Annotated in this window: 20 protein-coding genes; 8 read left to right on the forward strand and 12 right to left on the reverse strand. The window is 74.0% G+C overall.

All coding sequences use genetic code 11. The features are described 5' to 3' along the window. Nucleotides 1-93 precede the first annotated feature (93 nt). Nucleotides 94-1,026 carry an alpha/beta fold hydrolase gene (locus tag AWW66_RS07300; RefSeq protein WP_067361617.1) on the forward strand — a complete coding sequence of 311 codons (933 nt, stop codon included), beginning with the start codon at nucleotides 94-96 and terminating at the stop codon, nucleotides 1,024-1,026. 25 nt (nucleotides 1,027-1,051) lie between these two features. On the opposite strand, the gene AWW66_RS07305 is transcribed toward AWW66_RS07300, so the two are convergent. Next, nucleotides 1,052-1,417, reverse strand: a complete 366-nt coding sequence (locus AWW66_RS07305) for a hypothetical protein (RefSeq protein WP_067361620.1) — start codon at nucleotides 1,415-1,417, stop codon at nucleotides 1,052-1,054. Between the two features lie 88 nt (nucleotides 1,418-1,505). Beyond that, complete coding sequence (locus AWW66_RS35150; protein ID WP_245647990.1) at nucleotides 1,506-5,150, reverse strand: SseB family protein; 3,645 nt, start codon at nucleotides 5,148-5,150, stop codon at nucleotides 1,506-1,508. Nucleotides 5,151-5,304: 154 nt separating this feature from the next. On the opposite strand from AWW66_RS35150, the gene mycP reads away from it, so the two are divergent. After that, nucleotides 5,305-6,600, forward strand: a complete 1,296-nt coding sequence (gene mycP, locus AWW66_RS07315) for a type VII secretion-associated serine protease mycosin (RefSeq protein ID WP_067361624.1) — start codon at nucleotides 5,305-5,307, stop codon at nucleotides 6,598-6,600. 148 nt (nucleotides 6,601-6,748) lie between these two features. On the opposite strand, the gene AWW66_RS07320 is transcribed toward mycP, so the two are convergent. Together AWW66_RS07320 and AWW66_RS07325 are read right to left on the reverse strand one after the other, a co-directional pair. Next, a complete protein-coding gene (locus AWW66_RS07320; RefSeq protein ID WP_067361627.1) occupies nucleotides 6,749-7,042 on the reverse strand; it encodes a WXG100 family type VII secretion target in 294 nt (97 codons plus the stop codon). Between the two features lie 60 nt (nucleotides 7,043-7,102). After that, nucleotides 7,103-7,423 (reverse strand): WXG100 family type VII secretion target, encoded by a 321-nt coding sequence (locus tag AWW66_RS07325; protein WP_067361629.1) that lies wholly within the window; start codon nucleotides 7,421-7,423, stop codon nucleotides 7,103-7,105. A gap of 231 nt (nucleotides 7,424-7,654) precedes the next feature. Here AWW66_RS07325 and eccE point away from each other — a divergent pair, with 231 nt between their 5' ends. From eccE to rarD, 4 genes are all read left to right on the forward strand, one after another. After that, the gene (eccE, locus tag AWW66_RS07330; protein ID WP_067361631.1) at nucleotides 7,655-9,481 is read left to right on the forward strand and encodes a type VII secretion protein EccE; all 1,827 of its coding nucleotides are present in this window, start codon (nucleotides 7,655-7,657) and stop codon (nucleotides 9,479-9,481) included. Nucleotides 9,482-9,521: 40 nt separating this feature from the next. Continuing rightward, a complete protein-coding gene (locus tag AWW66_RS07335) occupies nucleotides 9,522-9,908 on the forward strand; it encodes a phage holin family protein (RefSeq protein ID WP_067361635.1) in 387 nt (128 codons plus the stop codon). Between the two features lie 74 nt (nucleotides 9,909-9,982). Beyond that, nucleotides 9,983-10,471, forward strand: coding sequence for a GNAT family N-acetyltransferase (locus tag AWW66_RS07340; protein ID WP_067361637.1), 489 nt, complete (start codon nucleotides 9,983-9,985; stop codon nucleotides 10,469-10,471). Further along, nucleotides 10,468-11,394: an EamA family transporter RarD gene (gene rarD, locus AWW66_RS07345; RefSeq protein ID WP_067361639.1), complete on the forward strand. Its 927-nt coding sequence runs from the start codon at nucleotides 10,468-10,470 to the stop codon at nucleotides 11,392-11,394. Before AWW66_RS07340 ends, rarD begins: the two co-directional genes overlap by 4 nt. 52 nt (nucleotides 11,395-11,446) lie before the next feature. Here the strand turns inward: rarD and AWW66_RS07350 are convergent, their stop codons facing one another. Together AWW66_RS07350 and AWW66_RS07355 are read right to left on the reverse strand one after the other, a co-directional pair. Further along, complete coding sequence (locus AWW66_RS07350) at nucleotides 11,447-12,142, reverse strand: anti-sigma factor family protein (protein WP_067361641.1); 696 nt, start codon at nucleotides 12,140-12,142, stop codon at nucleotides 11,447-11,449. After that, nucleotides 12,139-12,633 (reverse strand): sigma-70 family RNA polymerase sigma factor, encoded by a 495-nt coding sequence (locus tag AWW66_RS07355; protein ID WP_067361644.1) that lies wholly within the window; start codon nucleotides 12,631-12,633, stop codon nucleotides 12,139-12,141. Before AWW66_RS07355 ends, AWW66_RS07350 begins: the two co-directional genes overlap by 4 nt. Nucleotides 12,634-12,878: 245 nt before the next feature. Between AWW66_RS07355 and AWW66_RS07360 the strand changes: the two genes are divergently transcribed. Next, on the forward strand, nucleotides 12,879-15,005 hold the full coding sequence (locus AWW66_RS07360) for a PhoX family protein (protein WP_067361646.1): 2,127 nt from the start codon (nucleotides 12,879-12,881) through the stop codon (nucleotides 15,003-15,005). A 72-nt stretch (nucleotides 15,006-15,077) separates the two neighbouring features. Here AWW66_RS07360 and AWW66_RS07365 read toward each other — a convergent pair whose 3' ends face one another. Beyond that, on the reverse strand, nucleotides 15,078-15,860 hold the full coding sequence (locus tag AWW66_RS07365) for an IclR family transcriptional regulator (RefSeq protein WP_067361648.1): 783 nt from the start codon (nucleotides 15,858-15,860) through the stop codon (nucleotides 15,078-15,080). A gap of 156 nt (nucleotides 15,861-16,016) precedes the next feature. Here AWW66_RS07365 and AWW66_RS07370 point away from each other — a divergent pair, with 156 nt between their 5' ends. Further along, on the forward strand, nucleotides 16,017-17,216 hold the full coding sequence (locus AWW66_RS07370; protein ID WP_067361651.1) for an MFS transporter: 1,200 nt from the start codon (nucleotides 16,017-16,019) through the stop codon (nucleotides 17,214-17,216). Nucleotides 17,217-17,389: 173 nt separating this feature from the next. Here the strand turns inward: AWW66_RS07370 and AWW66_RS07375 are convergent, their stop codons facing one another. From AWW66_RS07375 to nuoK, 5 genes are all read right to left on the reverse strand, one after another. After that, nucleotides 17,390-18,475 (reverse strand): polyprenyl synthetase family protein, encoded by a 1,086-nt coding sequence (locus AWW66_RS07375; RefSeq protein ID WP_067361653.1) that lies wholly within the window; start codon nucleotides 18,473-18,475, stop codon nucleotides 17,390-17,392. Between the two features lie 154 nt (nucleotides 18,476-18,629). Next, nucleotides 18,630-20,207: an NADH-quinone oxidoreductase subunit NuoN gene (nuoN, locus tag AWW66_RS07380; RefSeq protein ID WP_067361656.1), complete on the reverse strand. Its 1,578-nt coding sequence runs from the start codon at nucleotides 20,205-20,207 to the stop codon at nucleotides 18,630-18,632. A 52-nt stretch (nucleotides 20,208-20,259) separates the two neighbouring features. After that, entirely contained in the window at nucleotides 20,260-21,792 is a 1,533-nt protein-coding gene (locus AWW66_RS07385) for an NADH-quinone oxidoreductase subunit M (RefSeq protein WP_067361659.1), read from the reverse strand. A 64-nt stretch (nucleotides 21,793-21,856) separates the two neighbouring features. Further along, nucleotides 21,857-23,809, reverse strand: coding sequence for an NADH-quinone oxidoreductase subunit L (nuoL, locus tag AWW66_RS07390; protein WP_245647997.1), 1,953 nt, complete (start codon nucleotides 23,807-23,809; stop codon nucleotides 21,857-21,859). A 20-nt stretch (nucleotides 23,810-23,829) separates the two neighbouring features. Further along, nucleotides 23,830-24,147: an NADH-quinone oxidoreductase subunit NuoK gene (gene nuoK, locus AWW66_RS07395; RefSeq protein WP_067361665.1), complete on the reverse strand. Its 318-nt coding sequence runs from the start codon at nucleotides 24,145-24,147 to the stop codon at nucleotides 23,830-23,832. Between the last annotated feature and the right edge of the window lie 4 nt (nucleotides 24,148-24,151).

Genomic DNA, 24,151 nt, shown 5'->3' on the forward strand with positions numbered 1-24,151 from the left:
CGGGGCCGGTCGGCGGCCCTCCGGCGGGCGGTCCCGGCCACCACCGGGGTCGGCGCGTGGGCGGGGCGGCGCGGGGGTCCTAGGCTGTCAGCCATGACCCAGCAGCGTCGCGGCCCCGTCGACGAGTCCTGCGTGCTGACCGACGGGCCGTGGACGCACCGGTTCGTCGGCGCGAACGGCAGTCGGTTCCACGTCGTCGAGGCGGGGACCGGCCCCCTGGTGCTCTTCCTGCACGGCTTTCCCGAGCACTGGTGGGCGTGGCACGAGATGCTGCCGGCGGTGGCCGACGCGGGTTTCCGGGCGGTCGCCGTCGACCTGCGGGGCTACGGCGCCAGCGACAAGCCACCCCGGGGGTACGACGGGTACACCCTCGCCGCCGACATCGCCGGCCTGATCCGGGCGATGGGTGAGCGCTCCGCGACCGTGGTCGGCACCGGGGCCGGCGGCATGGTGGCCTGGACGGTGGCGTCGTTCCACCCGTCCCTGGTCCGGCGGCTGGTGGTGCTCGGCGCGCCGCACCCGCTGCGGCTGCGCGCGGCGATCTTCGCCGACCCGCGCGGGCAGTTCGCCGCCTCCACCCCGGCGCTGAAGTTCCAGCTCCCCCGGTACGAGCACGTGCTGACCCGCGACGACGCCGCCGCGGTGGAGGAGATGCTGCGCCGCTGGGGCGGCCCCCGCTGGGTGGCCGGGCCGGACTTCGCCGGGTACGCCCGGCACTACCGGGACGCGATGCAGATCCCGCAGGCCGCGTTCTGCGCGCTGGAGGGCTACCGCTGGGCGTTCCGGTCGGTGCTGCGCCTGCACGGGTACCGCTTCGTCAAGCTGATGCAGCGGCCCCTGGTCACCCCGACCCTGCACCTGCACGGCGCGCTGGACCTCGCCTCGCTGCCGCGTACCGCCCAGGGCTCCGGCCGGTACGTCACCGCCCCGTACGAGTGGCGGCTCCTCGACGACGTGGGCCACTTCCCGCACCTGGAGGCCCGCGAGGTGGTGCTCGGCGAGGTCCTGCGCTGGACGAAGTCCTGACCGGGCCGGCCCCGGCCGGGCCGGCTCAGAGCCGCTGCTCGCGTAGGTCGGCGACGTCGCTGCGGGGCGCCCAGCCCTGGTAGACGCCGAAGTCGAAGACCTCCAGGCCCATCGCCCGGGCCACCGGCCACCGCCCACCGGTGTACTCGACCCGCAGCCAGCCGTCGTGCTCGGCCAGCACGATGAAGGGCTGTCCCTGCCAGGTGCAGGTCGTCCGCACGTACGCCAGGTCCTCGACGTCGCGGGCGGGCAGCACCCGCACGTACCGGCCCGGCCGGACCTCCTCGAACCCGTCCCCGGGCTCGGGCTGGTACAGCCGGACGTCGTCGCCGTCCGGGCTGGCCTGGTACTCCCGCCCGCGCCACCGGGCGACGTAACCGTCCCGCATCACCCCTCACCGCCCCTGCTCACGGCCCCGATCCGGGTCACGGCAGCACCTCGGTTCACGGCAGCACCTCGGGTCACGGCACCGATCCGGGTCACGGGGCACCGACCCGGCGCCAGAGCAGGGCGTCGGTGTCCAGGACGGCGACCACCCGTTCGGTGCCGTCCGCGCCGATCCGGCAGAGCTGGGCCCCGTGCGGGAGCCGCGCGCTGTCCACCTTGAACTCGGCGACCACGTCGCTGCTCTCCCCCGGCGCGAAGCCGTTGCCCCGGAACGGGGGCCGCTCGATCACCCAGCCCTCCATCGCCCGCATGGCGTCCTCGTTCTGCCCCCCGTACGGGATGCGGTAGAGGCTCGGCCGGTGCGCCGGCCACCGCAGCACGTAGATCTCGTCCGCGTCCCGGGCGAAGGGCGATTCGGGGTACGCCAGCCCGAGCGCGTCGTGCAGGTGCGCCGGGGTGGTCAGGTGGGCCAGTTCGCTGGCCCGGTGCACGAAGCCGGACACCCGGTCGTAGCCGCGCTCCAGGTAGTAGGCGAGCTGGCTCGGGGCCACCGCCTTCTGCATGACCACCGGCCGGTTGGGGTCGTCGGCCGGGGCGGGACGCGGCCGGCTCACCGGCTCGTCGGCCCCGACCCGCTCCGGCTGCTCCGGTTCGGGTCCGGTGTCGTCGCCCAGCCCCACCTCGGCGGCCCAGTTGGCCAGCCCGACGATCTGCTCGCCGGGCAGCTTCGCGCCGATCGGCGTACCGGGGTTGACCGCGAACGACCAGTCCTCGTCGGGCCAGCGCCGGATCAGCTGGACGAACTTCACCAGCACCGTCTCGACCGTCACCGTGTGGTGGTCGGTGAGCCGCTCCGGCGAGGTGTGCACCACCACGTACGGCTCGCCGTCGAGCCGCTCGGTACGCCACACGAAGCCCGGCTCGCCGGGCCGGCTGCCGGGCGCGGAGTCCGGCGCGACCGGCAGCAGCACCCGGGCCAGCAGCAGGGTGGAGAGGAAGCTGTCGGTGCTGCCGCTACCGGCGGCGGCCAGCAACTCCTCCTCGACCTCGTTGGCCGGCTGGAACGCCGCCGCCTCCGCGGCTGCCGTCTCCGCCGCTGCCGTCTCCGCCGCTGCCATCTCCGCAGCCGCCGTCTCCGCCGCTGCGGCTGCCGTCTCCGCGGCCCACACGTCCGCTCCGGGCCCGTCCCCGGCGGTCACCGGGCCTGCCGCCGGATCGGGCGCGACGGCCGGCTCGACCCGCTCGGGCGGGGCGGCCAGGTCGACGGCCCCCGCCAGCGGCTGGTCGGTCACCTCGTCGACCAGGGAGTCCGGGTGGGACGGTGACAGCGGGTGGGACGGTGACAGCGGGACGGCCGAGGCCGCCGGGTCGGCCGGGGGAGCCGGCTCCGTCCCGAGGGCCGGGTCGGGGTTCCCGGTGCCGGACCAGGCATCGGTCGTCGCTGCGGCACCGTCCGCCGGGACGTCCCGGGCCTCGACGACCGTGCCCTCGATCACGATGGGGGTGAAGGTCCGACCGGACGCGGGTGGCCCGGAGACCGGTTCGGCGGCCGACCCGCCCAGTTCCTGGGTCGGCTCCGCCGGTTGCCCCGGGGACGGCTCCGCAGCAGCGCTGCGCTCCGGGCCCGCCGGGTCGACCGACTGCCGCCGCGCCGCCGCCGGTTCCCACAGGCTGTCCGCCCCGGCGTCGGTGTCCGGTGCCCCGGCGGCGACCCGCTCCGGGCCGGTCGCCGACGTGCCCACGCCGCCGATGGTCACGCCCGGCGCGGCCGACGGCGACGTGGCCACCGTGCCCGAAGGCGAGGTGCCCGAAGGCGAGGTGCCCAAAGGCGAGGTGCCTGATGCCGACGTGCCCGACGGCGGGGTGCCCGGTGGGGAATCGCCCGATGGCGAGGTGCCCGGTGCGGGCGTGGCCGACGTGGACGGTGCCGGCGCGGCTGGTGCCGACGGGGACGCTGCCGGTGGAGCCGCCGTGCCGAGCCAGGCCGTCCGTTCGCCGGCACTGCCGGACCCGCCACCGACCGCCCCGGACCCGCCACCGACCGGGCTCACCGGGCCGACCGGGCTCGTCGAGGCCGCCGGGCTCGTCGGAGCGGCCGGGCTCGCCGGGCTGACGGGGGTGGCCGTCGCCGGTGCGTCGGACGAGGGTTGCCAGGCCGCGAAGGGGCGGGTGACCTCCGCCGTCGGCGGGGGCTCGGCCCGCGAGACGGTCAGCGGGCGGGTGGTCTCCTCCGACGGGGTACCCGGCCGGAACGCCCGGCCGGTCTCCTGCTCCGTCGGTCGGCGGGCGGGCAGCGGCAGGGCCCGGGTCGCCTCCTCGGCCCCCGCGTCGGGCCGCAGCGCCCGGGTCGGCTCCGCCGGGGTACCGGGCCGCAGCGCCCGCGTGGCCTCCTCGTCCGCCGGCCCGAACGGGACCGCCCGGGTGGGTTGTCCGAGCGCCGGCCCGAACGGCATCGCCCGGGTCGGTTCCTCCGCCGTCGGTCCGGCGTGGAACGCCCGGGTCGGCTCGCCGGCCGACCCGGCCGCGAACGGCCTGGTGGCCTCCTCGTCGGCCGGACCGAACTGGAAGGCCCGGGTCGGCTCGTCGCCACCGGCCGGCCCGGCGGGTCGGCGTCGGGGGAACGGCTGGCCGCCGAGGCCGCTGCGGGACGGCGGGGTGGCCCGCTGGGTGGGGCGGGGCGGCTCGACCGCCGGGGGGCGTCGGGGCGACGGCTCGAACAGCGACGGTTCGCCGCCGGGACGCCGGGGGTCGGGGCGCGGCTCCGTCGGTGCGGGCCGGCTGCTCGCCGCCGAACTGCTCGGCCTGGTCAACCAGCCGTTGACCGGCGGTGAGGCGGCGCGGCCGGGATCGGTCGCCGGGGTGGCCGGGGCCGGCGCGGCGGCGGAGCCCCGCGACGGCCCGTCGGGGTACGGCGTGGCCTCCGGCTCGCGGCGCTCACCCCCGTGCGGAGCGGAGCTGCCGTACCGTGGCGGGCCGGCGCCCCCGGCGAGGGTGGGCTGCCCGGGAATCCCGGTCAGGGGGTGGGCGGGGCTCTCCACGGGTGCGGCGTAGCGCGACGGCGGGGGCGGCTCACCGGCTCCCCGCGTCGGCAGGTGCGGCCGGACCGACGCCGTCGCGGGTCCGGCGTCCACCGGGACCGACGCGCTCGACGGGTACGGCCCGGCGCTGGCCGCCGGTCGGGGCATCGCCGTCGTCGGCGGCTCCTCGGGCCGGTCGGTGGGGGCCGGCGGAACGGCGGGGTTACGCGCGGCCGGCGCGACCGGGGCGTCCCGGCCGGCCGGGTGCACGCCGGCCCGGGCGCGGGCCAGCGACTCCACCCGTTCCAGCCGGGCCCGCGCGCCCATGGTGCGGCCGGGCAGCCGGACGTCGCCCCGGGAGAGCTGGGCCACGAACCAGGCGGGCAGGTACCCCTCGATGGGCAGGCCCGGGTTCACCGCGAGCCACCACTCGTGGTTGGGCCAGCCGGTGGCCAGTTCGGCGTAGCCGGAGCGACGGCTGGCGCCGGCGTTCTCCCCAAGGGACGCCCGCAGGGCGGCGGCGGAGGTGAACGCGAGCACGTGGGTCCGACCGCCGGTGGTCCAGGTGCCCCAGCCGGCCGCCGGGCCGACGGTCGTCTGGGAGACGGGCAGCAGCAGGTCGGTCCGGGCGAGGATCTGGAAGTACAGCTCCTGGTCGCTGGCGCGCAACGCGTCGCGCATCGCCACCTCGGCCTCGGTGGCCGGCTCCCATCCGGTCACGGCCACCTCTCCTCCCGCGTGCGAGCCATAGGCATCGCCTAACAACCTACAAGGTAGTAACAAGATCACAATGGCAAGGCCGGCAGCGGGCCGTGCACCGACCACACAGGCGATAACATCCTGTTCCGGAGCCGACACGAGGCGGAGGCGATCGATGTTCCGGTGCGCCGTGCGGCCGGTTCTGACCGCCCTGGCCGCGCTGGCCACGGCCGTCCCGGGCACCGCACCACCGGCCCACGCCGACGCCCCGCCGGCCGCCGCTGCGAGCCCTGTCACCATCCTTGCCGACGGCCCGCCGGGCGTCGCGGGCGGGCCGGTGCTGGCGGGCCGTGCCGCGCCGGCCTGCGCCACCCCGGTCGCCCCGGCCCGACCGGTCGCCGAGGCCCCGTGGCCCCAGCAGCGGTACGCGCCGGACCGGTTGTCGCCACTGGCCACCGGGGACGGAGTGACCGTGGCCGTGGTGGACTCCGGGGTCGACCGGCGACACCCACAGTTGGCCGGGCGGGTCCTCGACGGCGTCGACCTGCTCGACCCGGGCGGCGACGGCACCCGCGACTGCGCCGGTCACGGCACCGGCGTGGCGAGCATCATCGCCGCCGCCCCGCACCCCGGGGTGGCCTTCCGGGGGCTCGCGCCCCGCGCCCGGATCCTGCCGGTACGGGTCAGCGAGCAGCAGGTGGTCGAGGGCCGGGAGTCGGGGCGTACGGTCGGCGCGGCGGAGTTCGCGCGGGCGATCCGGTGGGCGGTGGACCGGGGCGCCGACGTGATCAACCTGTCCGTGGTGCTGTACGTCGACGACTCGGCGGTCCGCTCGGCGGTCGGGTACGCCGTCGACCGGGACGTGGTCGTGGTGGCCGCCGCCGGGAACCTGCACGACAGCGGCGACCCGGTGCCGTACCCGGCCGCGTACGACGGGGTGCTCGGGGTGGGCGCGATCGCCCCGTCGGGGCTCCGCGCCGACTTCTCGCAGACCGGGTCGTACGTGGACCTGGTCGCCCCGGGCAGCGACGTGCTGCTCGCCGCGCCCGGCCAGGGCCACCGGCGGGCCGAGGGGACCAGCTACGCGGCCCCCTTCGTGGCGGCCACCGCCGCGCTGGTGCGGCAGTACCGGCCCCGGCTGACCGCCGCCGAGGTGGCGCGCCGCCTGCTCGCCACCGCCGATCCCGCCCCGGGCGGCGGAGCCGGGTACGGGGTGGGGGTGCTGAACCCGTACCGGGCCGTGGTGGAGACCTCCGGGGCGCCGATCGCCCGGCCCGCGCCGGACCTGGCCCTGGCCGACGACGAACCCGACCCGGCGCTGGCGGCCCGGCAGGCCCGCCGGGCGGCGGCCCGGGACCGGGCGGTGCTGGTCGCCACGGTCACGGCGGCGGGCGTGGCCGGCGTCGTGCTGCTCGCCGTGGTGCTGCCGCGCGGCCTGCGCCGCCGGTGGCGGCCCGCCGGGCCGACCTGAGCCGGCTCTGCCCGACGTCCCCGGCCGGCCCGCAGCGGGGAGCCGCCGCAGCGGCGGCCAGCCCACCGGGGCGACCCCGGCGGGCTCGGTCTGGTCGTGCGGGTGGGATGGGGTGGGGTGGTGGCACCGGGCGGCGCCACCACCGCCGTCACTGGAACAGGCCGACGTTGCGCTTCTCCGTGTTGAGGTAGTCCGTCGCGGAGTCGTCCACGGCGACCTTGATGTCGCGCAGCATGGCCTGGAGGTCCTGCGAGGCCGAGCGCCACCGCGACTGCCGGACCTGGTACGCCTGCTGGGCCTCGCCGGCCCAACTGGCGACCAGCGGCGCGGCGTCCCGTTCCAACTGCCCGAGCTGCGAGTCGAGCGTGTTCAACGCCCGCTGGATGTCCGCGCTGGCCTGTTGCAGCGCGGCGAAGTTGACGACCAGCACACCATTGTCCATCGGATGGTTCCCCTTTCGGTCCGGGCGAGACTCCCGTGGCGGGAGGGCACCTCGCGGCGACTAGAGCGGAAGCTGGATGCCGCCCCGGTTGGTGCCGGCGACCCGGCCGGCGGCCTCGGAGTCGGAAACGTCGTACTGCTGGCCGGCGGTGCGGATCGCCTGCGCGGTCTCCCGCAGGGCCCGCTGCAACGCGGCCTGGTCCTGCGACCACTGCTGCTTGACCTGCGCGAAGGACCGGCCGCCGGCACCACGCCAGGCCTGCTGGAGCACCTCCAGCTCGGCCATCAGGCCGCTGAGCATGCTCTGCAACGACTGGTCCACCTGGTCGAACTTCGCGGCGGTCGTCTGCATCACCGCGGCTTCCGCCTGGGTCTGGGACACCCGGGGTCACCTCTCCTTCTCGGTCCTGGTCGGCCGGGCGGCGCGTCCACGGGCGGACCCACCGGTCGCACCCGCGGCGGGTACGGGTCGGCACGAGTTCGTCGCTGACGGTAGCCGGCCTACCCCGGTTGTGCTACCCCGGGTGCTCCCCTGTGGACAACGGACCGGCCGTCCGGGCCCTACGATGGCCGCATCGACAGACGCCACCGGACGATCGGCACAGGAGGCGCGGTGACGGCGACCACGACCGGCCCGCCGACCCAGACGGTTCGGCAGCCCCTCCCCGCACAGTGGATGCCCGGCGGTCACCGGCCGGACGCGCGGATCCGCGCGGGTCAGCTCGTCGCCGTCCAGGTGGCGCTGGCGGTGCCGGTCGCCGCGCTGGGACGGGGCACCGGGCCGGTGCTGGCCGCCCTGGCCGGGGCCGGCCTGCTGGTCGCCGGCGCCTGGATCCGGCTGCGTGGCCGGTGGCTCTTCGAGTGGCTGGTCGTCGGGCTCGGGTACGTCACCCGCCGGCGGGCGCTGCCCGCCACCGCCGGCCCGGCCGAGCTGCTGGACCTGGTCTCCCCCGGCGCGCGGCTGCGCTCCGTGGAACTGGGCGGCGGGCCGGCCGCCGTGGTGGACGACGCGACCGGGCTGAGCGTCCTGCTGGACCTCGGCGACCCGGGCGACCTGCTCGGCGGCGGCCGGCAACGGCTGCCCGCCCCGGTGAGCCTGCTGCCCCCGGCCACCGCCGACAGCCCACCGGTCCGGATCCAACTGCTGCTCAGCGGCGTCGCGGCACCGACCGCGACCGCCGGGGGCGCGACGGCGGCGACGTCGTACCGGCAGCTCACCGACGGGCGGCTGCCCGCCCAGGGCCGGGCGGTGCTGGCGGTCCGGGTGTTGCGGGCCGACGGGTGGTCCGACGAGGACCTGCGCCGGGCGCTGGCCGGGGTGCTCCGGCGGATCGTCCGCCGGCTCGGCCCGGTGCCCGCCCGCCCGCTCGGGGAGCACGCCGCGCTGCGTGTCCTCGCCGAGTGCGCCCACCTCGACGACGGCCAGCCGACGCAGGAGACCTGGCAGGCGGTCCGGACCGGCCCGCTGGTGCAGGCCACCTTCCGGCTGCGCCGCTGGCCGGACCTGCGGGCCGACGGTGGGCGCCGGCTGGTCTCCCGGATGCTCGCCCTGCCGGCGGCGGCGACCACCGTCACGCTCTCCGCCGGCCCCCGCGCGGCCACCGCCCGCACCCAGCTCACCGTGCGGGTGGCCGGTTGGACGACGGCGGAGCTGGAGACGGCCGGGGCGGCGCTGCGACGGCTGGTGACGATGCTCGGGGGCGAGGTGCGCCGGCTCGACGGGGAGCACCTGACCGGGCTGGCCGGGACGCTTCCGATCGCGGTCTCCGGGTTCGGCCCGCCGACCGGTGGGCCCGGCACCGGGGAGCCGGAGCAGGAGTTGGAGCTGACCCTGGACGACGCGGGTCTGATGATGGGCGCCAACCGGCACGGCGGCGCGCTGACCGTCCGGGTCTTCCGGCCCGAGCCCACCCGGATCGTGCTGGTCGGCGGGGTCCGCGCGGCTCAACTGATGGCCCTGCGGGCGATGGCGCTGGGCGCCCGGGTGGTGGTCCAGACCAGCCGGCCCCGGGCGTGGGAGTCGTTCGTCCGGGGCGTGGGCTCGCCCGGCGGCACCATCCCGGTGCTGCCGCCGGGCCGGGCGCCGGGTGGGCCGCCGGGCTCGCCGCTGCGACCGCTGCTGCTGGTGGTCGACGCCGGCCCGGTGCCGGCCGACGCCGGGCCCGGTCCGGCGTGGCAGACCAGCCTCGTCGTCCGGGACGAGCTGACCGTCGCGGACGTCGACCCGCTGGGTCGCGCCGACCTGGCGGTGCTGCAACCGCTCGACGCCGGGGAGGCGGCGCTGGCCGGCACCGCGCTGGGGCTCGGCGGGTCGGCGGGGTGGCTGACCCGGATCCGGGAGGACATGGTCGCCGTGGTCAACCGGCGTGCCCTGCGCTGGGCACTGCTCTCCCCGACCCCGATCGAGTCGCAGGTGGTCGGCCGGCCCGCCCGACGCTGAGGGTGGAGATCGTTCGCAGGCCCGTGGCACCATCCCGGCCATGGATTCGTTGAAAGGTCTTCTGATCAGGCTCGGTTCGACAGTCGTGGCTCTCTGGCTGGCCACCCTGGTGATCCCGGGCATCGACCTGCCGGCGGCGTCGACCACCGAGACGGTCGTCACGCTGGTCCTCGTGTCGGTCATCTTCGGGGTGGTCAACGCGGTGCTCCAGCCGATCATCAAGGTGGTGGGCTGCGGCTTCTACCTGCTGACGCTCGGCCTGATCGCGCTGGTGGTGAACGGTCTGCTCTTCCTGCTCACCGGGTGGATCGCCGGTCAGGTCGGGCTGCCGTTCGAGGTGGACGGCTTCTGGCCGGCGGCGGTGCTCGGCGCGCTCTTCGTCGGCGTGGTCACCTGGGTCCTGGGCGCCCTGCTGGACCGGGACTGATCCGCCGCCCCGCCCCGGCCACCTGACGGAAATTGGCTGGTGGCCGGGGACGGGGCGCGGGCTAGCGTGACCGGGTGACCGACCTGACCCGTGACGACGGCTACCTGCTCAGCACCGACCCGCAGCGCCTCGACCTGGACCTGGTGCACCACTGGCTCAGCACCGACGCGTACTGGGCGTTGGGGCGGGACCGGGAGACGACGCGGCGGGCCTTCGCCGGCTCGATCCCGTTCGGCGTCTACCGGCCGGGGGACGGTCGGCAGGTGGCGGTGGGGCGGGTGATCAGCGACGGGGCCCTCTTCGCGTACCTCTGCGACGTGTACGTCGACCGCGCCGAGCGGGGTCGCGGGCTGGGCACCTGGCTGGCCGGTGCAGTCCGGGACCACTTGGCCGGCCTCGGCGTACGGCGGATCCTGCTGGCCACCGTCGACGCGCACGGGGTGTACGCGAAGCTCGGCTTCGCCCCGGTGCACCCGGAACACTGGATGGAGTACGACCAGCGGGTGAAGCCGGTCACCGGAAAGGAACAAGACCCGGGCACACCCCTTACGGTGTCGAGGTGACCGAGCTTCGCCTGGGCTACCTGTACGGGATCGCCGCCTACCTGTGCTGGGGTTTCTTCCCGCTGTACTGGCGGCTGCTGCGCCCGACCAGCCCGCTGGAGGTCCTCGCCCACCGGATCGTCTGGTCGGTGGTCTTCGTCGCGCTGCTGCTCGCCGCCCTGCGCAACCTCGGCTTCCTGCGGTCGCTGCTGCGCCGGCCCCGGACCCTCGCCGGGATCTTCCTGGCCGCCGTGCTGATCGCGGTCAACTGGGGCACCTACATCTACGGCGTCGACACCGAGCGGGTGGTGGAGACCGCCCTCGGGTACTTCATCACCCCGCTGGTGGCGGTGCTGCTCGGCGTGACGATGCTCGGGGAGCGGCTGCGGGCCGCCCAGTGGGTGGCGCTCGGCCTCGGCGGCGTGGCCGTGGTGGTGCTCACCGTGGACTACGGCCGGCTGCCGTACCTGGCCCTGCTGCTGGCCGCCAGCTTCGCCACGTACAGCCTGGTGAAGAAGCAGCTCAAGCTGCCGGCAGCCGAGGGGCTGCTGGTCGAGTCGGCGGCGCTGGCGCTGCCCGCGGCGGGGTACCTGGGCTGGCTGGCCTGGTCGTCGGAGCTGACCCTGGGGCAGGTCTCCACCGGGCACACCGTGCTGCTGATCCTGGCCGGCGCGGTCACCGCCATCCCGCTGCTGCTCTTCGCCGGGGCGGCGAACCGGCTGCCGCTGAGCACCCTCGGCCTGTTGCAGTACCTGGCCCCGATCCTCCAGCTCGCCTGCGGGGTACTGATCTTCCACGAGCCGATGCCGCCGGCCCGGATCGCCGGGTTCGTGCTGGTCTGGCTGGCGCTGGTCGCCTTCACCCTGGACGCGCTGCGGCAGACCCGCCGCCGCGCCACCCGCCCGCCGGCGTCAGCCGTCGTCGAGGTCCCCGCCCCCCGCTGACCAGGGTGCCCGCCGCACCCGCCGGACGCGCGGGCGACCAGCACGGGGCCGCTCAGCGGACGTCGTAGCCGAGCACCGGGGTGCCGTCGGCGCGGAGCAGTTCGAGCCGGACCAGTTCCGCCCCGGTGAACCGGGTGGTGCCGGTCAGCCGCAGGTCGTCCCCGGGGGCGGCCAGCCAGGAGCCGACCTGCTCCGTGGCGCCGTCCGGGCCGTGCGCCACCAGCCGGAAGGTGTACGCCTTGCCGTGGCCGGCACCCGCGTCGTACCCGCAGCGCATGGTCACCTCGGTACCCCAGCCGGTGGCGGTCAGCCCGATCTCGGCGGAGACCGGTACCGCCCCGGCCACCGGCTGCATCGCCACCATCCGGATCTCCGGCGGCGGTGGGCCGGCCCCCCCGTCGGGCAGCAGGGTCGCCGCGCCGAAGCCGACGACCAGGGCGACGGCGGCGGCGACCAGCCCCGTGCCGACGTACCGGCGTCGGTGACGCCGCCGCTCGCCCTGCCGACGGTCCCGCGCGGCGTCCAGCAGCACGGGCACCCGGGAGGACTCCACCGGTGGGGGCAGGAACTGGTCCAGGGCGTTCGGGTCGAGCCGGCTGAGCAGGCCGGGCAGCACGGCGATCTCCGCCACCGCCTCCCGGCAGGCCGCGCAGCCGGACAGGTGCCGCTCGTACGCCGCCCGCTCCCCCGGCGGCAGCGCCCCCAGCACGTACGCGCCGTCGTCGAACGCGAACTCGCACCCGGTCATCCCGTGACTCCCATCTCGGCCAGGACCAACCGTAGTGAGCGCAGCGCGTAGTGGGTGCGGGACTTCACGGTGCCCGGTGGCACGCCCAGCCGGGAGGCCGCCTCGGTCACCGAACGGCCCTGGTAGAAGCACTCGACCAGCACCTCGCGGTGGGTCGGGCTGAGCCGGTTCAGGGCCTCGGCGACGGTCCAGGCTTCCACCGCACGCTCCGTCTCGTCGACCGCCGGGGGCGGTTCGGGCAGCTCGTCGGTGTAGACCTCACCGACCCGGCTGGACCGCCGCCGCCAGGCGTCGATGGCCAGGTTCCGGGCGGTGGTGAAGAGCCAGGCCCGGACCGAGCCGCGCCGGGGGTCCAGCGACTCCGGGTGCCGCCAGGCCCGCAGCAGGGTCTCCTGCACCAGGTCCTCGGCGCGTTGCCGGTCCCCGTTGACCAGACGCAGAGCGTGCGCGAAGAGCGCCTCCGCGTGCTCGTCGTGGAGCGCGCGGAGCAGGTGGGCGTCGTGGTCGCTGATGGCGGTCTCCTGACTCCGACGAGTCCTGCCGGTGCGTTCCCCGGGAGATACGTACCGCGACCCGCAACGGTTCAGCCCAGCTCAGCCCGGATGCCCCGGGACAGGTGTTCACATCCGGTTCACGTCGAGGCTGACGACCGCTCACCGCGCCCTGGCAACGTCCGGCCGGTGCACGACGGATGTTGATCCGGCGCGTCTCGACCCCTTCTCCAGGAGGCTCTTCCATGAGCGACCGTCCTCGGCTGCTCCCCCTGCTGGGCACCCACCGTCACGGCAGCCGCGATGCGATGACCTGCCTGTACCGATGCGGCAACGCCTGTGACCACCCGGTGCCCAACCAGTCCGACAACCCGTACTTCGGGGACCTGGTCCAGGCCGAGGTCTCCCGGCGCAACGTGGTCCGGGCCGGCGCGGTCGGCGCGCTGGTCCTCGGCTTCGGTGGCGCCGCCGCGGCGGGCGCGGCCCCGGCCGCCGCCGCGCCGGCCGCCCCGGCGACCCCGGTGCTGCCCGAGGTCAGCGACTTCGCCGCCCCCGCGCGGAACACCGGCAGCGGCGCGTTGACCTTCAAGTCGATCCCGCCGAACCGGCTCGACACCCTGGTCGTGCCGAACGGGTACGACCACTCGGTGGTCCTGCGCTGGGGTGACCCGGTGGTACCCGACGCCCCGGCCTTCGACCTGCACCGGCAGACCGCCGCGCGGCAGTCGAAGCAGTTCGGCTACAACAACGACTACGTCGGGGTGCTCCCGCTGGACCGGCAGGGCCGGCGGGCGCTGCTCGTGGTCAACCACGAGTACACCAACGAGGACCTGATGTTCCCCGGCTTCACCACCTTCGACGCCATGACGGTGGAGCAGGTCCGGGTGGCGATGGCCGCGCACGGCATGTCCGTGGTGGAGATCGAGCGGGTCGACGGCACCGGCGAGTGGCAGGTGGTCACCAAGGGCCGCCGCCCGTACAACCGGCGGGTCACCGCGCACCACACCCGGTTCGACGTGACCGGTCCGGCGGCCGGCTCGCCGTGGCTGAAGACCGCCGCCGACCAGCGCGGCAAGGTGGTCATCGGCACGCTGAACAACTGCGCCGGCGGGATGACCCCGTGGGGCACCATCCTCTCCGGCGAGGAGAACTTCAACCAGTACTTCGTCGGCGGCGACGCGGTGGCCGACGACGTCAAGCCGAAGCTGGCCCGGTACGGCATCTCCACCACCGCCCGGTACCCGAGCGGCAGCCGCAAGTGGGAACGCGCCGACGAGCGGTTCGACCTGGCGAAGCACCCGAACGAGGCGAACCGGTTCGGCTGGATCGTCGAGATCGACCCGTTCGACCCGGAGAGCCGGCCGCGCAAGCACACCGCGCTGGGCCGGTTCAAGCACGAGGGCGCGAACGTGATCGTCGCCGGCGACGGCCGTGTCGTGGCGTACATGGGTGACGACGAGCGCTTCGACTACCTGTACAAGTTCGTCTCCGACAAGAAGTACCGCCGGGGCGACTCCTGGGCCGCCCGCCAGCACAACCTGAGCCTGCTGGAGTCCGGCACCCTCTACGTGGCCAGGCTGGAGCAGACCAGCGCCGCCGAGATCGACGGGTCGGGCACGCTCCCCTCCGACGGGGCGTTCGACGGCCGGGGCCGGTGGATCAAGCTGGTCAGCGGTACCCGCTCGTTCGTGCCCGGGATGACCGCCGCCGAGGTGCTGGTCTTCACCCGGCTCGCGGCCGACACGGTCGGGGCGACCAAGATGGACCGCCCGGAGGACGTCGAGCCGAGCCTGCGCACCGGCAAGGTGTACGTGGCGCTGACCAACAACAGCGAGCGCGGGGCGGCCGGGCGGCCCCCGGCGGACGAGGCCAACCCGCGCAACAGCAACCGGCACGGCCAGATCCTGGAGCTGGTCGAGGACGGCAACGACAACACCTCGGACACCTTCACCTGGTCGCTGCCGATCGTCTGCGGTGACCCGGCCGACCCGTCGACCTACTTCGGCGGGTACGACAAGACGAAGGTCTCCCCGATCTCCTGCCCGGACAACGTCGCCTTCGACGCCGCCGGCAACCTCTGGATCTCCACCGACGGCAACGCGCTGGGCAGCAACGACGGCCTCTTCGCCACCGCCGTGGAGGGGCCGGAGCGGGGTCACCTCAAGCAGTTCCTCACCGTGCCGATCGGCGCGGAGACCTGCGGCCCGTTCATCACCGGCGACAACCGGTCGGTCTTCGTGGCCGTGCAGCACCCGGGCGAGTTGACCGGGGCCTCCGTGGAGAACCCGGCCTCCAACTGGCCGGACGGTGACATCGCCAAGCCGGGCGTGGTGGTCGCCTGGCGGCTCGACGGCGGCCCGATCGGAAGCTGAGCCCGCTTCGCGGGGTAAGGAAGGGCCCCTTGTTAACACCCGGGTGTTAACAAGGGGCCCTTCCTTACGTCCTCACTGGTCGGTGGCGAGGCCTTCGGCGATCGCGCGGGCCACGGTGAGCAGCTTGGCGCGGACCACCCGGGCCGAGGTCATCATCTCGCTGGCCGGCAGCGCGCAGGCCAGCACCGTCCGGCGTTCCATGTCCTTGTCCGGCGCGATCAGCACCGCCGCGCAGGCCACCCCCTGCCGGAACTGCCCCAGCTCCAACTGCATCCCGCGCCGGTCACCGGCGGCCACGTCCGCCTCGAACGCCTCCGGGCTGGTCAGCGTCGCCGAGGTGAACGCCCGCATGCCGTACTCCCGCAGGTACCGCTGGCGCTGCTCGGTGGTGAGCGTGGCCAGCAGCGCCTTGCCGAGCGCGGTGGCGTGCGCCCCCTCGTCGAACCCGGGGACCAGGTCCTCCAGGTACGGCGAGCGGGGGCCCTCGGCGACCGCGGTGATCGCCACCTGACCACCGACGAACCGGCCCAGGTAGTGGCTGTAGCCGCTGTCCAGCGCCGCCCGGCGCAGGCACTCGCCCACCACGGGCGGGCCCCGGAACGCGGTCACCAACTCCCGGTACCGGTCGGCGACCTCCAACCCCACGATGTACGTACCGTCCTCGCGCCGGATCACGTAGCCCTCGTAGGCCAGGGTCCGGACCAGGTGGTACGTGGTCGCCACGGTCAACTCGCAGCGCCGGGCGATCTGCTTGACAGTCAGTCCGCGCGGGGCACGGCCGACCGCTTCGAGCACTCGTAGCGCGCGGGACACACTCCGGATGAGGTCCGAAGGCTCCGCCAGGGGGTCGCGCACAACCACCTCCGCCGCCGGGGGACTTACACCATATGAAAAACCGGCCCTCTGCGAAATGCCTGTTCGGGTCGAGGATGCCAGATCGATATCGACAGCGCGTACACCGGTGGCGACGATCCGTGGTCCGAACGTCGTTCACGTAGGTTGGCCTGCATCATGACCGCCACCGTGTCGCACCCCGCCCCCGCCCGGCCGGTCCGGGCCAGTCTCGGCGCCACCGCCGTCACGATCGCCTGTGTCCTGCCGGTCTTCCTGGTCGGCGGGCTCGCCGTGCAGATGGGTGCCGACCTCGGGTTCTCCCCCGCCGGGCTGGGCCTGGCCGTCTCGGCGTACTTCGGGATCAGCGCCCTGGCGTCGGTGCCCACCGGCGCGCTGGTCGAGCGGTACGGCCCGGCCGTGGTCGCCCGGTGCGGCATCCTGCTCTCCGCCGGCTCGCTGCTGGCGATCGCCGCCCTGGCCCGGTCGTACCCGGTGTTGGTCGCGCTGCTCGGGCTCAGCGCCACGGCGAACGCCCTCGGCCAACTGGCCAGCAACTCCGCGCTGGCCCGGCACGTGCCGCCCCGCCGGCAGGGGCTGTCGTTCGGGGTGAAGCAGGCCGCCATCCCGATCTCCACGCTGCTGGCCGGCGTGGCGGTGCCGACGATCGCGCTGACCGCCGGCTGGCGGTGGGCGTTCGTGGTGGCCGCCGGGGCGGCGCTGGCCGCCCTGCCCGCCGTCACCACCGAACGGTCTCCGGCACGCCGCGCCGGCGCCACCCGCGCCGGTCCGGCCAGCACCGGCCTGGTGATGGTCGGGGTGGCGGCCACCCTCGCGGCGGGCGCCGCCAACGCCCTGGGCACGTTCGTGGTGGACGCCTCGGTCACCCGGGGGCTCGATCCGGGACTCGCCGGGCTGACCCTCACCCTCGGCAGCGCGGTCTGCGTGGCCGCCCGGATCGGTGCCGGCTGGCTCGCCGACCGCCGTTCCCACGGCCACCTGGTGCTGATCGCCGGCATGCTCGTGGTCGGCGCGGTCGGGCTGGGCCTGCTCGCCGTGACCGGACCGGCCCCCCTGGTGGTCGGCGTGGTGCTCGGCTTCGGCCTCGGCTGGGCCTGGCCGGGGCTGATGACCTTCGCGGTGGTCCGGCTCCATCCGCAGGCCCCGGCCGCCGCCACCTCGATCACCCAGACCGGGGTGTACGCCGGCGGCGGCCTCGGCCCGCTCGTCTTCGGCGCGGTCGCCCACCAGTGGGGTTACCCGACCATGTGGCGTGGCGCGGCGGTGGCCATGCTCCTGGCCACCCTGCTCATGCTCGTCGCCCACCGCCTGCTGGCCGCCCGCAGCGGCGCAGCCGCCGGTGCCGGGGTGGTCGGGTAGCCCGCCGCCCTCCGCTGGGCTCCCTGCCGGCCGTTGGGGCTGCCAGGCGCACATGTCTTTTTCGACACACATACCCGGTAGGAATATTTATACCGCTCAGGTATACGAGTCAATCGGACACAGTCGCCCCGGCCGGGCAACGACGGCACGGCGGGCTGGGAGAGCGGGTGGGGTCAGCTCGTGCGGTCGGCGACGAAGTCGCAGAGCGACTCCAGGGCCTGCCGGGCCGGTGTCTCCGGCAGCGGGGCCAGCCGGGTACGAGCCTCCTCGGCGTAACTGCGGACGGTCTCCCGGGCCCGCTTGAGCGCCGGGCTCTCCCGCAGCAGGCCGAGCGCCTCGGCGTGCAGAGCGTCGTCGGTGACCGGGCCGGTGGCAAGGATCTCCCGGAGCCGGACCGAGGCCGCGTCGGAGTCGTCGGCGGCGAGCGCGTAGAGCACCGGCAGCGTCGGGACGCCCTCCCGCAGGTCCGTCCCCGGTGTCTTGCCCGACTGGATCGACTCGGAGGCGATGTCCAGCAGGTCGTCGGAGAGTTGGAAGGCCACCCCGATGGTCTCGCCGTACCCGGCGAGGGCCTCGATGTGCTCCGGGGCCGCGCCGCCGAACATCCCGCCGAAGCGGGCCGAGGTGGCGATCAGGGAGCCGGTCTTGTCGCCGATGACCTGGAGGTAGTGCCCGACCGGGTCGTCGCCCTCGCGGGGGCCGACGGTCTCGGCGATCTGCCCGTGCACCAGGCGGGCGAAGGTGCGGGCCTGCAGGCGTACCGCTTCGGGGCCCAGGTCGGCCGCGATGTCGGCGGCGCGGGCGAAGAGGTAGTCGCCGACCAGGATGGCGACCGAGTTCGTCCACCGGGAGTTGGCGCTCGGCGCGCCCCGGCGGACGGCGGCCTCGTCCATCACGTCGTCGTGGTACAGCGTGGCCAGGTGGGTGAGCTCCATCACCACGGCGGCCGGCACGACCTCCGGGCCGGTCGGATCGCCGAACTGCGCGCCGAGCGCCACCAGCAACGGGCGGAACCGCTTGCCCCCGGCCTCCACCAGGTGCCGGGCCGCCTCGGTGACGAACGGGTCGGCGCTGGCCACGCTCGCCCGCAGGTCCGCCTCGACGGTATCGAGCACACCCAGCACGGACGACTCGACGCGGGGATCGGCGATGCTGAGCCCGAGCGCGCCGAACTGACCCGTGCTCGACCGACTCCGACGACCGCCGGAGCCGGTGGCACCTGAACGCTCGCCAGCCGGATTCACCACGTCTCCCACCATGCCACACCGGCTCTACCTGCCCCGGTCCGGGGAGCCCGCTCGTGGCCCGCGCGACTCCCCCGGTACCGGCCCGGACCACCTCACCTGGGCGGTGCCGCGACGGCGACGGGGCCGGACGCCAGCGCGTCCGGCCCCGTCGCCGTCGGTCGTCGCGTCAGCGGACGAACTCGGCCGCCCCGTTCGCCAGGTCGAGCAGCGGACCGGGCGCCACCCCGAGGACCAGGGTGGCGGCCACCCCGATCGTCAGGGCCGCCGCGGTCAGGCCGCCCGGCACGGTGACCGTCGGGGTGGCGTCACCCGGCTCGGAGAGCCACATCATCACCACGACCCGCAGGTACGGGAAGGCCAGCACCATGCTGGTCAGCACACCGGCGATCACCAGCCACGCCTGGTCGGCGTCGAGCGCCGGGGCGAAGACCGCGAACTTGCTGACGAACCCACTGGTCAGCGGGATACCGGCGAAGGCCAGCAGGATGAAGGTGAAGATCCCGGCGTAGAACGGCGAGCGCTTGCCCAGCCCCGCCCAGCGGGACAGGTGGGTCGCCTCCCCGTCGGCGTCCCGCACCAGGGTCACCACGGCGAACGCGGCCAGCACCGAGAAGCCGTACGCGACGAGGTAGAACATCGTCCCCGACAGGCCGTCGCGGGTCGGGGCCAGCACGCCCACCAGCAGGTACCCGGCGTTGGCGATGGACGAGTACGCCAGCAGCCGCTTGATGTCGGTCTGGGTCACCGCCAGCACCGCGCCGACCAGCATGGTGAGCACCGCCACCGCACCGAGCACCGGGGTGAAGTCCCAGGCGGCGTCGGCGAAGGCGACGTGGAAGACCCGCAGCAGGGCGCCGAAGGCGGCGACCTTGGTGCAGGCGGCCATGAAGCCGGTGACCGGCGTCGGGGCGCCCTGGTACACGTCCGGGGTCCAGACGTGGAACGGGGCCGCCGCCGCCTTGAACAGCAGGCCGATCGCGATCAGCGCCATCCCGGCGAAGAGCAGCACGTCGCTGGCGGGCGACTCGCTCACCGCCGCGTGGATGGTGGCGAAGTCGACCCCGGCGCCCCGGCCCGGGATGCCGGCGGTGAAGCCGTACACCAGGGCGACGCCGAACAGGAAGAACGCCGAGGCGTACGCGCCGAGCAGGAAGTACTTCATCGCCGCTTCCTGGCTCAGCAGCCGCCGGCGGCGGGCCAGCGCGCAGAGCAGGTACAGCGGCAGGGAGAAGACCTCCAGCGCGATGAACATGGTCAGCAGGTCGTTCGCCGCCACGAAGATCAGCATGCCGCCGATGGCGAAGGTGGTCAGCGGGTACACCTCGGTCGCCCCGGCACGCCCCTCGGCCTGCCGGCGGTCCTCCGGGGACTCGGCGGTGACGGCGGCCTGGGCGACGAACGCCCCGCCCCGCTCCACCGACCGCTCACCGATCAGCAGCAGCGCCATCGCCGCCAGGACCAGGATCGCGCCCTGGAGGAAGAGCGTCGGCCCGTCCACGGCGATCGTCCAGCCGGCGGTGATCACCCGCTCCTCGGACCCGTCGATGATCCGCAGGTTCGCGTTGCGGATCACCATCAGCAGCGCCAGCAGCACCGAGCCCAGGGCCAGCACGAGCTGGGTCACGTGCCGGTACACCCGGGGCACGAAGGCCTCGACCAGCACGCCGATGACGGCGGCCCCCATCAGGATCAGGATCGGAGCCAGCGCCGTGTAGTCGATCGACGGCAGCGTGAGCTCGTTCATCGGGCAGTCCTTTCATCCGCGACTGCGGAGCTCGCCAGCTCGGTCCGCACGCTCACCGGGAGGCCTCCTGGACGCCGCCGACCGTCGGGGCGGGGTCGGTCCTGCCGATGTCGGTCATGGTCGCCTGGACGGCGGGGTTGATCACGTCGGTGACCGGCTTCGGGTAGAAGCCGAGCACGAGGATCAGGACGATCAGCGGAGCGACGACGACCTTCTCCCGCAGGTTCAGGTCCTTGCGCATCCCCTCGATCTCGGTCAGCGCCGGGTTGAGCGTGCCCTGGGTGGTGCGCTGCACCATCCACAGCACGTACGCCGCCGCCAGGATGATGCCCAGCGTGGCGATCACCGCGACCGGCTTGTTCACCGTGAAGGTGCCGATCAGCACCAGGAACTCGGAGACGAACGGCGCGGTGCCGGGCAGCGCCAGCGAGGCCAGACCGGCGAAGAAGAGCACCCCGGCCAGCACCGGGACCAGCTTGCCGGCCCCGCCGAAGTCGCTGATCAGCGCCGAGCCGCGCCGGGCCACCAGCATCCCCACCACCAGGAAGAGCAGACCGGTGGCGAGGCCGTGGTTGAGCATGTAGAGCACCGCGCCGGTGCCGGCCTGGGTGGTGAAGGCGAAGATGCCGACCCCGATGAAGCCGAAGTGGGCGATCGAGGTGTACGACACCAGCCGCTTCAGGTCGTTCTGCCCGACCGCCAGCAGCGCGGCGTAGATGATGCCGATCACGCCCAGCGCCAGCGCGTACGGGGCGAACCACTTCGCCGCCTCGGGGAACAGCGGCAGGCAGTAGCGCAGGATGCCGAACGTGCCGACCTTGTCCAGCACGCCGACCAGCAGCGCGGCGGCCCCGGCCGGGGCGGCCCCACCGGCGTCCGGCAGCCAGGTGTGGAACGGGAAGAACGGTGCCTTGATCGCGAAGGCGACGAAGAAGCCCAGGAAGAGCCAGCGCTCGGTGCCGGTGGTGATGTCCACCTGGCTCAGCGCCACCCAGTCGAAGGTCTTGCCGCCGACCACCCAGAGGCCGATCACGGCGGCGAGCATGAACAGACCGCCGACCAGCGAGTACAGGAAGAACTTGACCGCCGCGTACTGCCGCTGGTGGCCGCCGTAGCTGCCGATCAGGAAGTACATCGGCACCAGCATGACCTCGAAGAACACGTAGAACAGGAAGATGTCGGCGGCGGCGAAGACGCCGATCATCGTGGTTTCGAGGACGAGCAGCAGCGCGAAGTAGACCGGTACGGAGCGCTTCGAGGTCTCCGCGTCGTGCCAGGAGGCCAGGATCACCAGCGGCACCAGGATCGCGATCAGCATCAGCATGACCAGCGCGATGCCGTCGGCGGCGAAGGTGAAGTTCACCCCCCAGTTCGGGATCCACGGGTACGACTCGCGGAACTGGAACCGGTCACCGTCGACCTGGAAGGTGACCCACATGGCCACCGACAGCGCCAGCACGAGCAGCGACCAGCCCAGCGCGACCTGCTTGGCCAGGACCGGCCGGCTGCGTGGCAGGAGAACCACGACCAGGGCACCGACCAGCGGTGCCACGGTCAGCACCGAGAGGAACGGGAAGTTGGACATTATGCGGCCTTACCTCCGTCGTCACAGCGTGGTCCGCCGGCGGGGGCCGCCGGGAAGAGGTCGATCACGCCAGCCACCCCGCCTGTACGGCCAGGAACGCCGCCACCACCAGCAACGCGCCGGTGAGGATGGACGTCGCGTACGACCGGACGAAGCCGGTCTGGAGTCGCCGGAGCCGACCCGAGCCGCCCCCGATCCCGGCGGCGAGCCCGTTGACCAGACCGTCGATGCCCCGGTTGTCCAGGTACACCAGGGCCCGGGTGAGGAAGATGCCGGGCTTCTCGAAGACCGCCACGTTGAAGGCGTCGGTGTACAGGTTCTTCCGGGCCGCGGTGACCACGACCCCGGCGGGCTGCGGGCTGGTCGCGGTGCCGTTGCGGAACAGGTACCAGGCCAGCAGGACACCCAGCGCGGTGACCAGCAGCGAGATCACGGTGACCGCGGTGTGCGACAGGACGGCGTCGTGGTGCTCCTCCGCGCCGCCGAGCCCGGCGGTGGCGGTCAGCCAGTCCGGCACCGAGGTGGCGAGCAGGAAACCGGCCCCGAGCGACCCGATCCCGAGCAGGATCAGCGGCACCGTCATCAGCAGCGGGGACTCGTGCGGGTGGTCGATGTCCTCGGTCCACCGCTTCGGCCCGTGGAAGGTGAGCCAGTACAGCCGGGTCATGTAGAAGGCGGTCAGCCCGGCGCCGAGCACCGCCGCCCCGCCGAAGAGCCAGGACGTCCAGTCACCCCGGGCGAAGGCCGCCGCGATGATCGGCTCCTTCGAGAAGAAGCCGGAGAACGGGAACATGCCGATGATGGCCAGCCAGCCCGCCATGAAGGTCAACCAGGTGATCTTCATGTACTTGGAGAGCCCGCCGAAGCGGCGGATGTCCACCTGGTCCTTCATGCCGTGCATCACCGAGCCGGCCCCGAGGAACATGTTGGCCTTGAAGAAGCCGTGCGCCAGCAGGTGCACGATGGCCAGCGCGTACGCCGCGCCGCCGAGGCCGACACCGAGGAACATGTAGCCGATCTGGCTGACCGTGGACCAGGCCAGGACCCGCTTGATGTCGTCCTTCGCCGCGCCGATGACGCAGCCGATCAGCAGGGTCAGCGCACCGACGCTGACCACCACGAGCTGGAGCGTCGAGTTCGCCGAGAAGATCGGGTTGGAGCGGGCGATCAGGTAGACGCCGGCGGTGACCATGGTGGCCGCGTGGATCAGGGCCGACACCGGGGTCGGGCCCTCCATCGCGTCGGGCAGCCAGGCCTGGAGCGGGAACTGGCCGGACTTGCCGGCCGCGCCGAGCAGCAGGAGCAGCCCCATCACCAGCACGGTGGTCGCGGTCAGGCCGCCCACCGAGTTGAACACCTCGTCGTACTGGGTGGTGCCCAGGGTGGCGAACATGATGAAGATCGCGATGGCCAGGCCGGCGTCGCCGACCCGGTTCATCAGGAAGGCCTTCTTGCCGGCCGTGGCGGCGGCGGGCCGCTCGGTCCAGAAGGAGATCAGCAGGTACGACGCCAGGCCGACGCCCTCCCAGCCGAAGTAGAGCATCACGTAGTTGTTGCCGAGCACCAGCAGGAGCATGGCGGCGACGAAGAGGTTGAAGTACGCGAAGAACCGTCGCCGGCCCTCGTCGTGCGCCATGTACTCGACCGCGTACAGGTGGATCAGGAAACCGACCCCGGTGATCAGCAGGACGAACACCGCGGCGAGCGGGTCGTAGAGCAGACCGAAGTCGACCCGGAAGTCACCGACCGCGATGAAGTCCCAGAGGCTCAGCTCGACGGACCTGTTCTCCAGCCCGCGGAGCTGGAAGAAGAAGCTGAGGCCGAGCACGAAGGCGGCGCCGACGGCGGCCACCCCGAGCCAGTGCCCCCACCGGTCGGCGCGCTTCCCGAGCAGCAGCAGGATCGCCGCGCTGAGCAGCGGGATCGCCACCAGCAACCACACGTTGCCCAGCAGCCCGTCCGCCGGGGCGTAGGCGACGGTTCCGGCCGGCTCGGCGGCCTGGGCGTACGTCAGAATGTGCTCCACCGGTGGGCCCCTCAGTACTTCAGCAGGTTGGCGTCGTCGACGCTGGCCGAGCGACGGGTCCGGAAGATCGACATGATGATCGCGAGACCGACCACGACCTCGGCCGCCGCCACCACCATCACGAAGAACGCCATGATCTGGCCGTTCAGGTCACCGTTGATCCGGCTGAAGGTGACCAGGGCGAGGTTGGCCGCGTTCAGCATCAGCTCGACGCACATGAACAGCACGATCGCGTTGCGTCGGACCAGCACCCCGACCGCGCCGATGGTGAAGAGGATCGAGGCGAGGACCAGGTAGTAGTTCGGCTCGACCGAGAAGAAGCCATCCATCAGC

Origin of the sequence: Micromonospora rosaria (assembly GCF_001567585.1) — a bacterium.
In the GTDB taxonomy this organism is placed as follows: Bacteria; Actinomycetota; Actinomycetes; order Mycobacteriales; family Micromonosporaceae; genus Micromonospora; species Micromonospora rosaria.

Coding starts and splice junctions, on each gene's coding strand:
- nuoK (WP_067361665.1), bottom strand. CDS start 24,147: ATGGATGGCTTCTTCTCGGTCGAGCCGAACTACTACCTGGTCCTCGCC.
- AWW66_RS07370 (WP_067361651.1), top strand. CDS start 16,017: ATGACCGCCACCGTGTCGCACCCCGCCCCCGCCCGGCCGGTCCGGGCC.
- AWW66_RS07375 (WP_067361653.1), bottom strand. CDS start 18,475: ATGGTGGGAGACGTGGTGAATCCGGCTGGCGAGCGTTCAGGTGCCACC.
- AWW66_RS07300 (WP_067361617.1), top strand. CDS start 94: ATGACCCAGCAGCGTCGCGGCCCCGTCGACGAGTCCTGCGTGCTGACC.
- AWW66_RS07385 (WP_067361659.1), bottom strand. CDS start 21,792: ATGTCCAACTTCCCGTTCCTCTCGGTGCTGACCGTGGCACCGCTGGTC.
- AWW66_RS07350 (WP_067361641.1), bottom strand. CDS start 12,142: ATGACCGGGTGCGAGTTCGCGTTCGACGACGGCGCGTACGTGCTGGGG.
- AWW66_RS07320 (WP_067361627.1), bottom strand. CDS start 7,042: ATGGACAATGGTGTGCTGGTCGTCAACTTCGCCGCGCTGCAACAGGCC.
- AWW66_RS07360 (WP_067361646.1), top strand. CDS start 12,879: ATGAGCGACCGTCCTCGGCTGCTCCCCCTGCTGGGCACCCACCGTCAC.
- nuoN (WP_067361656.1), bottom strand. CDS start 20,207: ATGAACGAGCTCACGCTGCCGTCGATCGACTACACGGCGCTGGCTCCG.
- AWW66_RS07335 (WP_067361635.1), top strand. CDS start 9,522: ATGGATTCGTTGAAAGGTCTTCTGATCAGGCTCGGTTCGACAGTCGTG.
- mycP (WP_067361624.1), top strand. CDS start 5,305: ATGTTCCGGTGCGCCGTGCGGCCGGTTCTGACCGCCCTGGCCGCGCTG.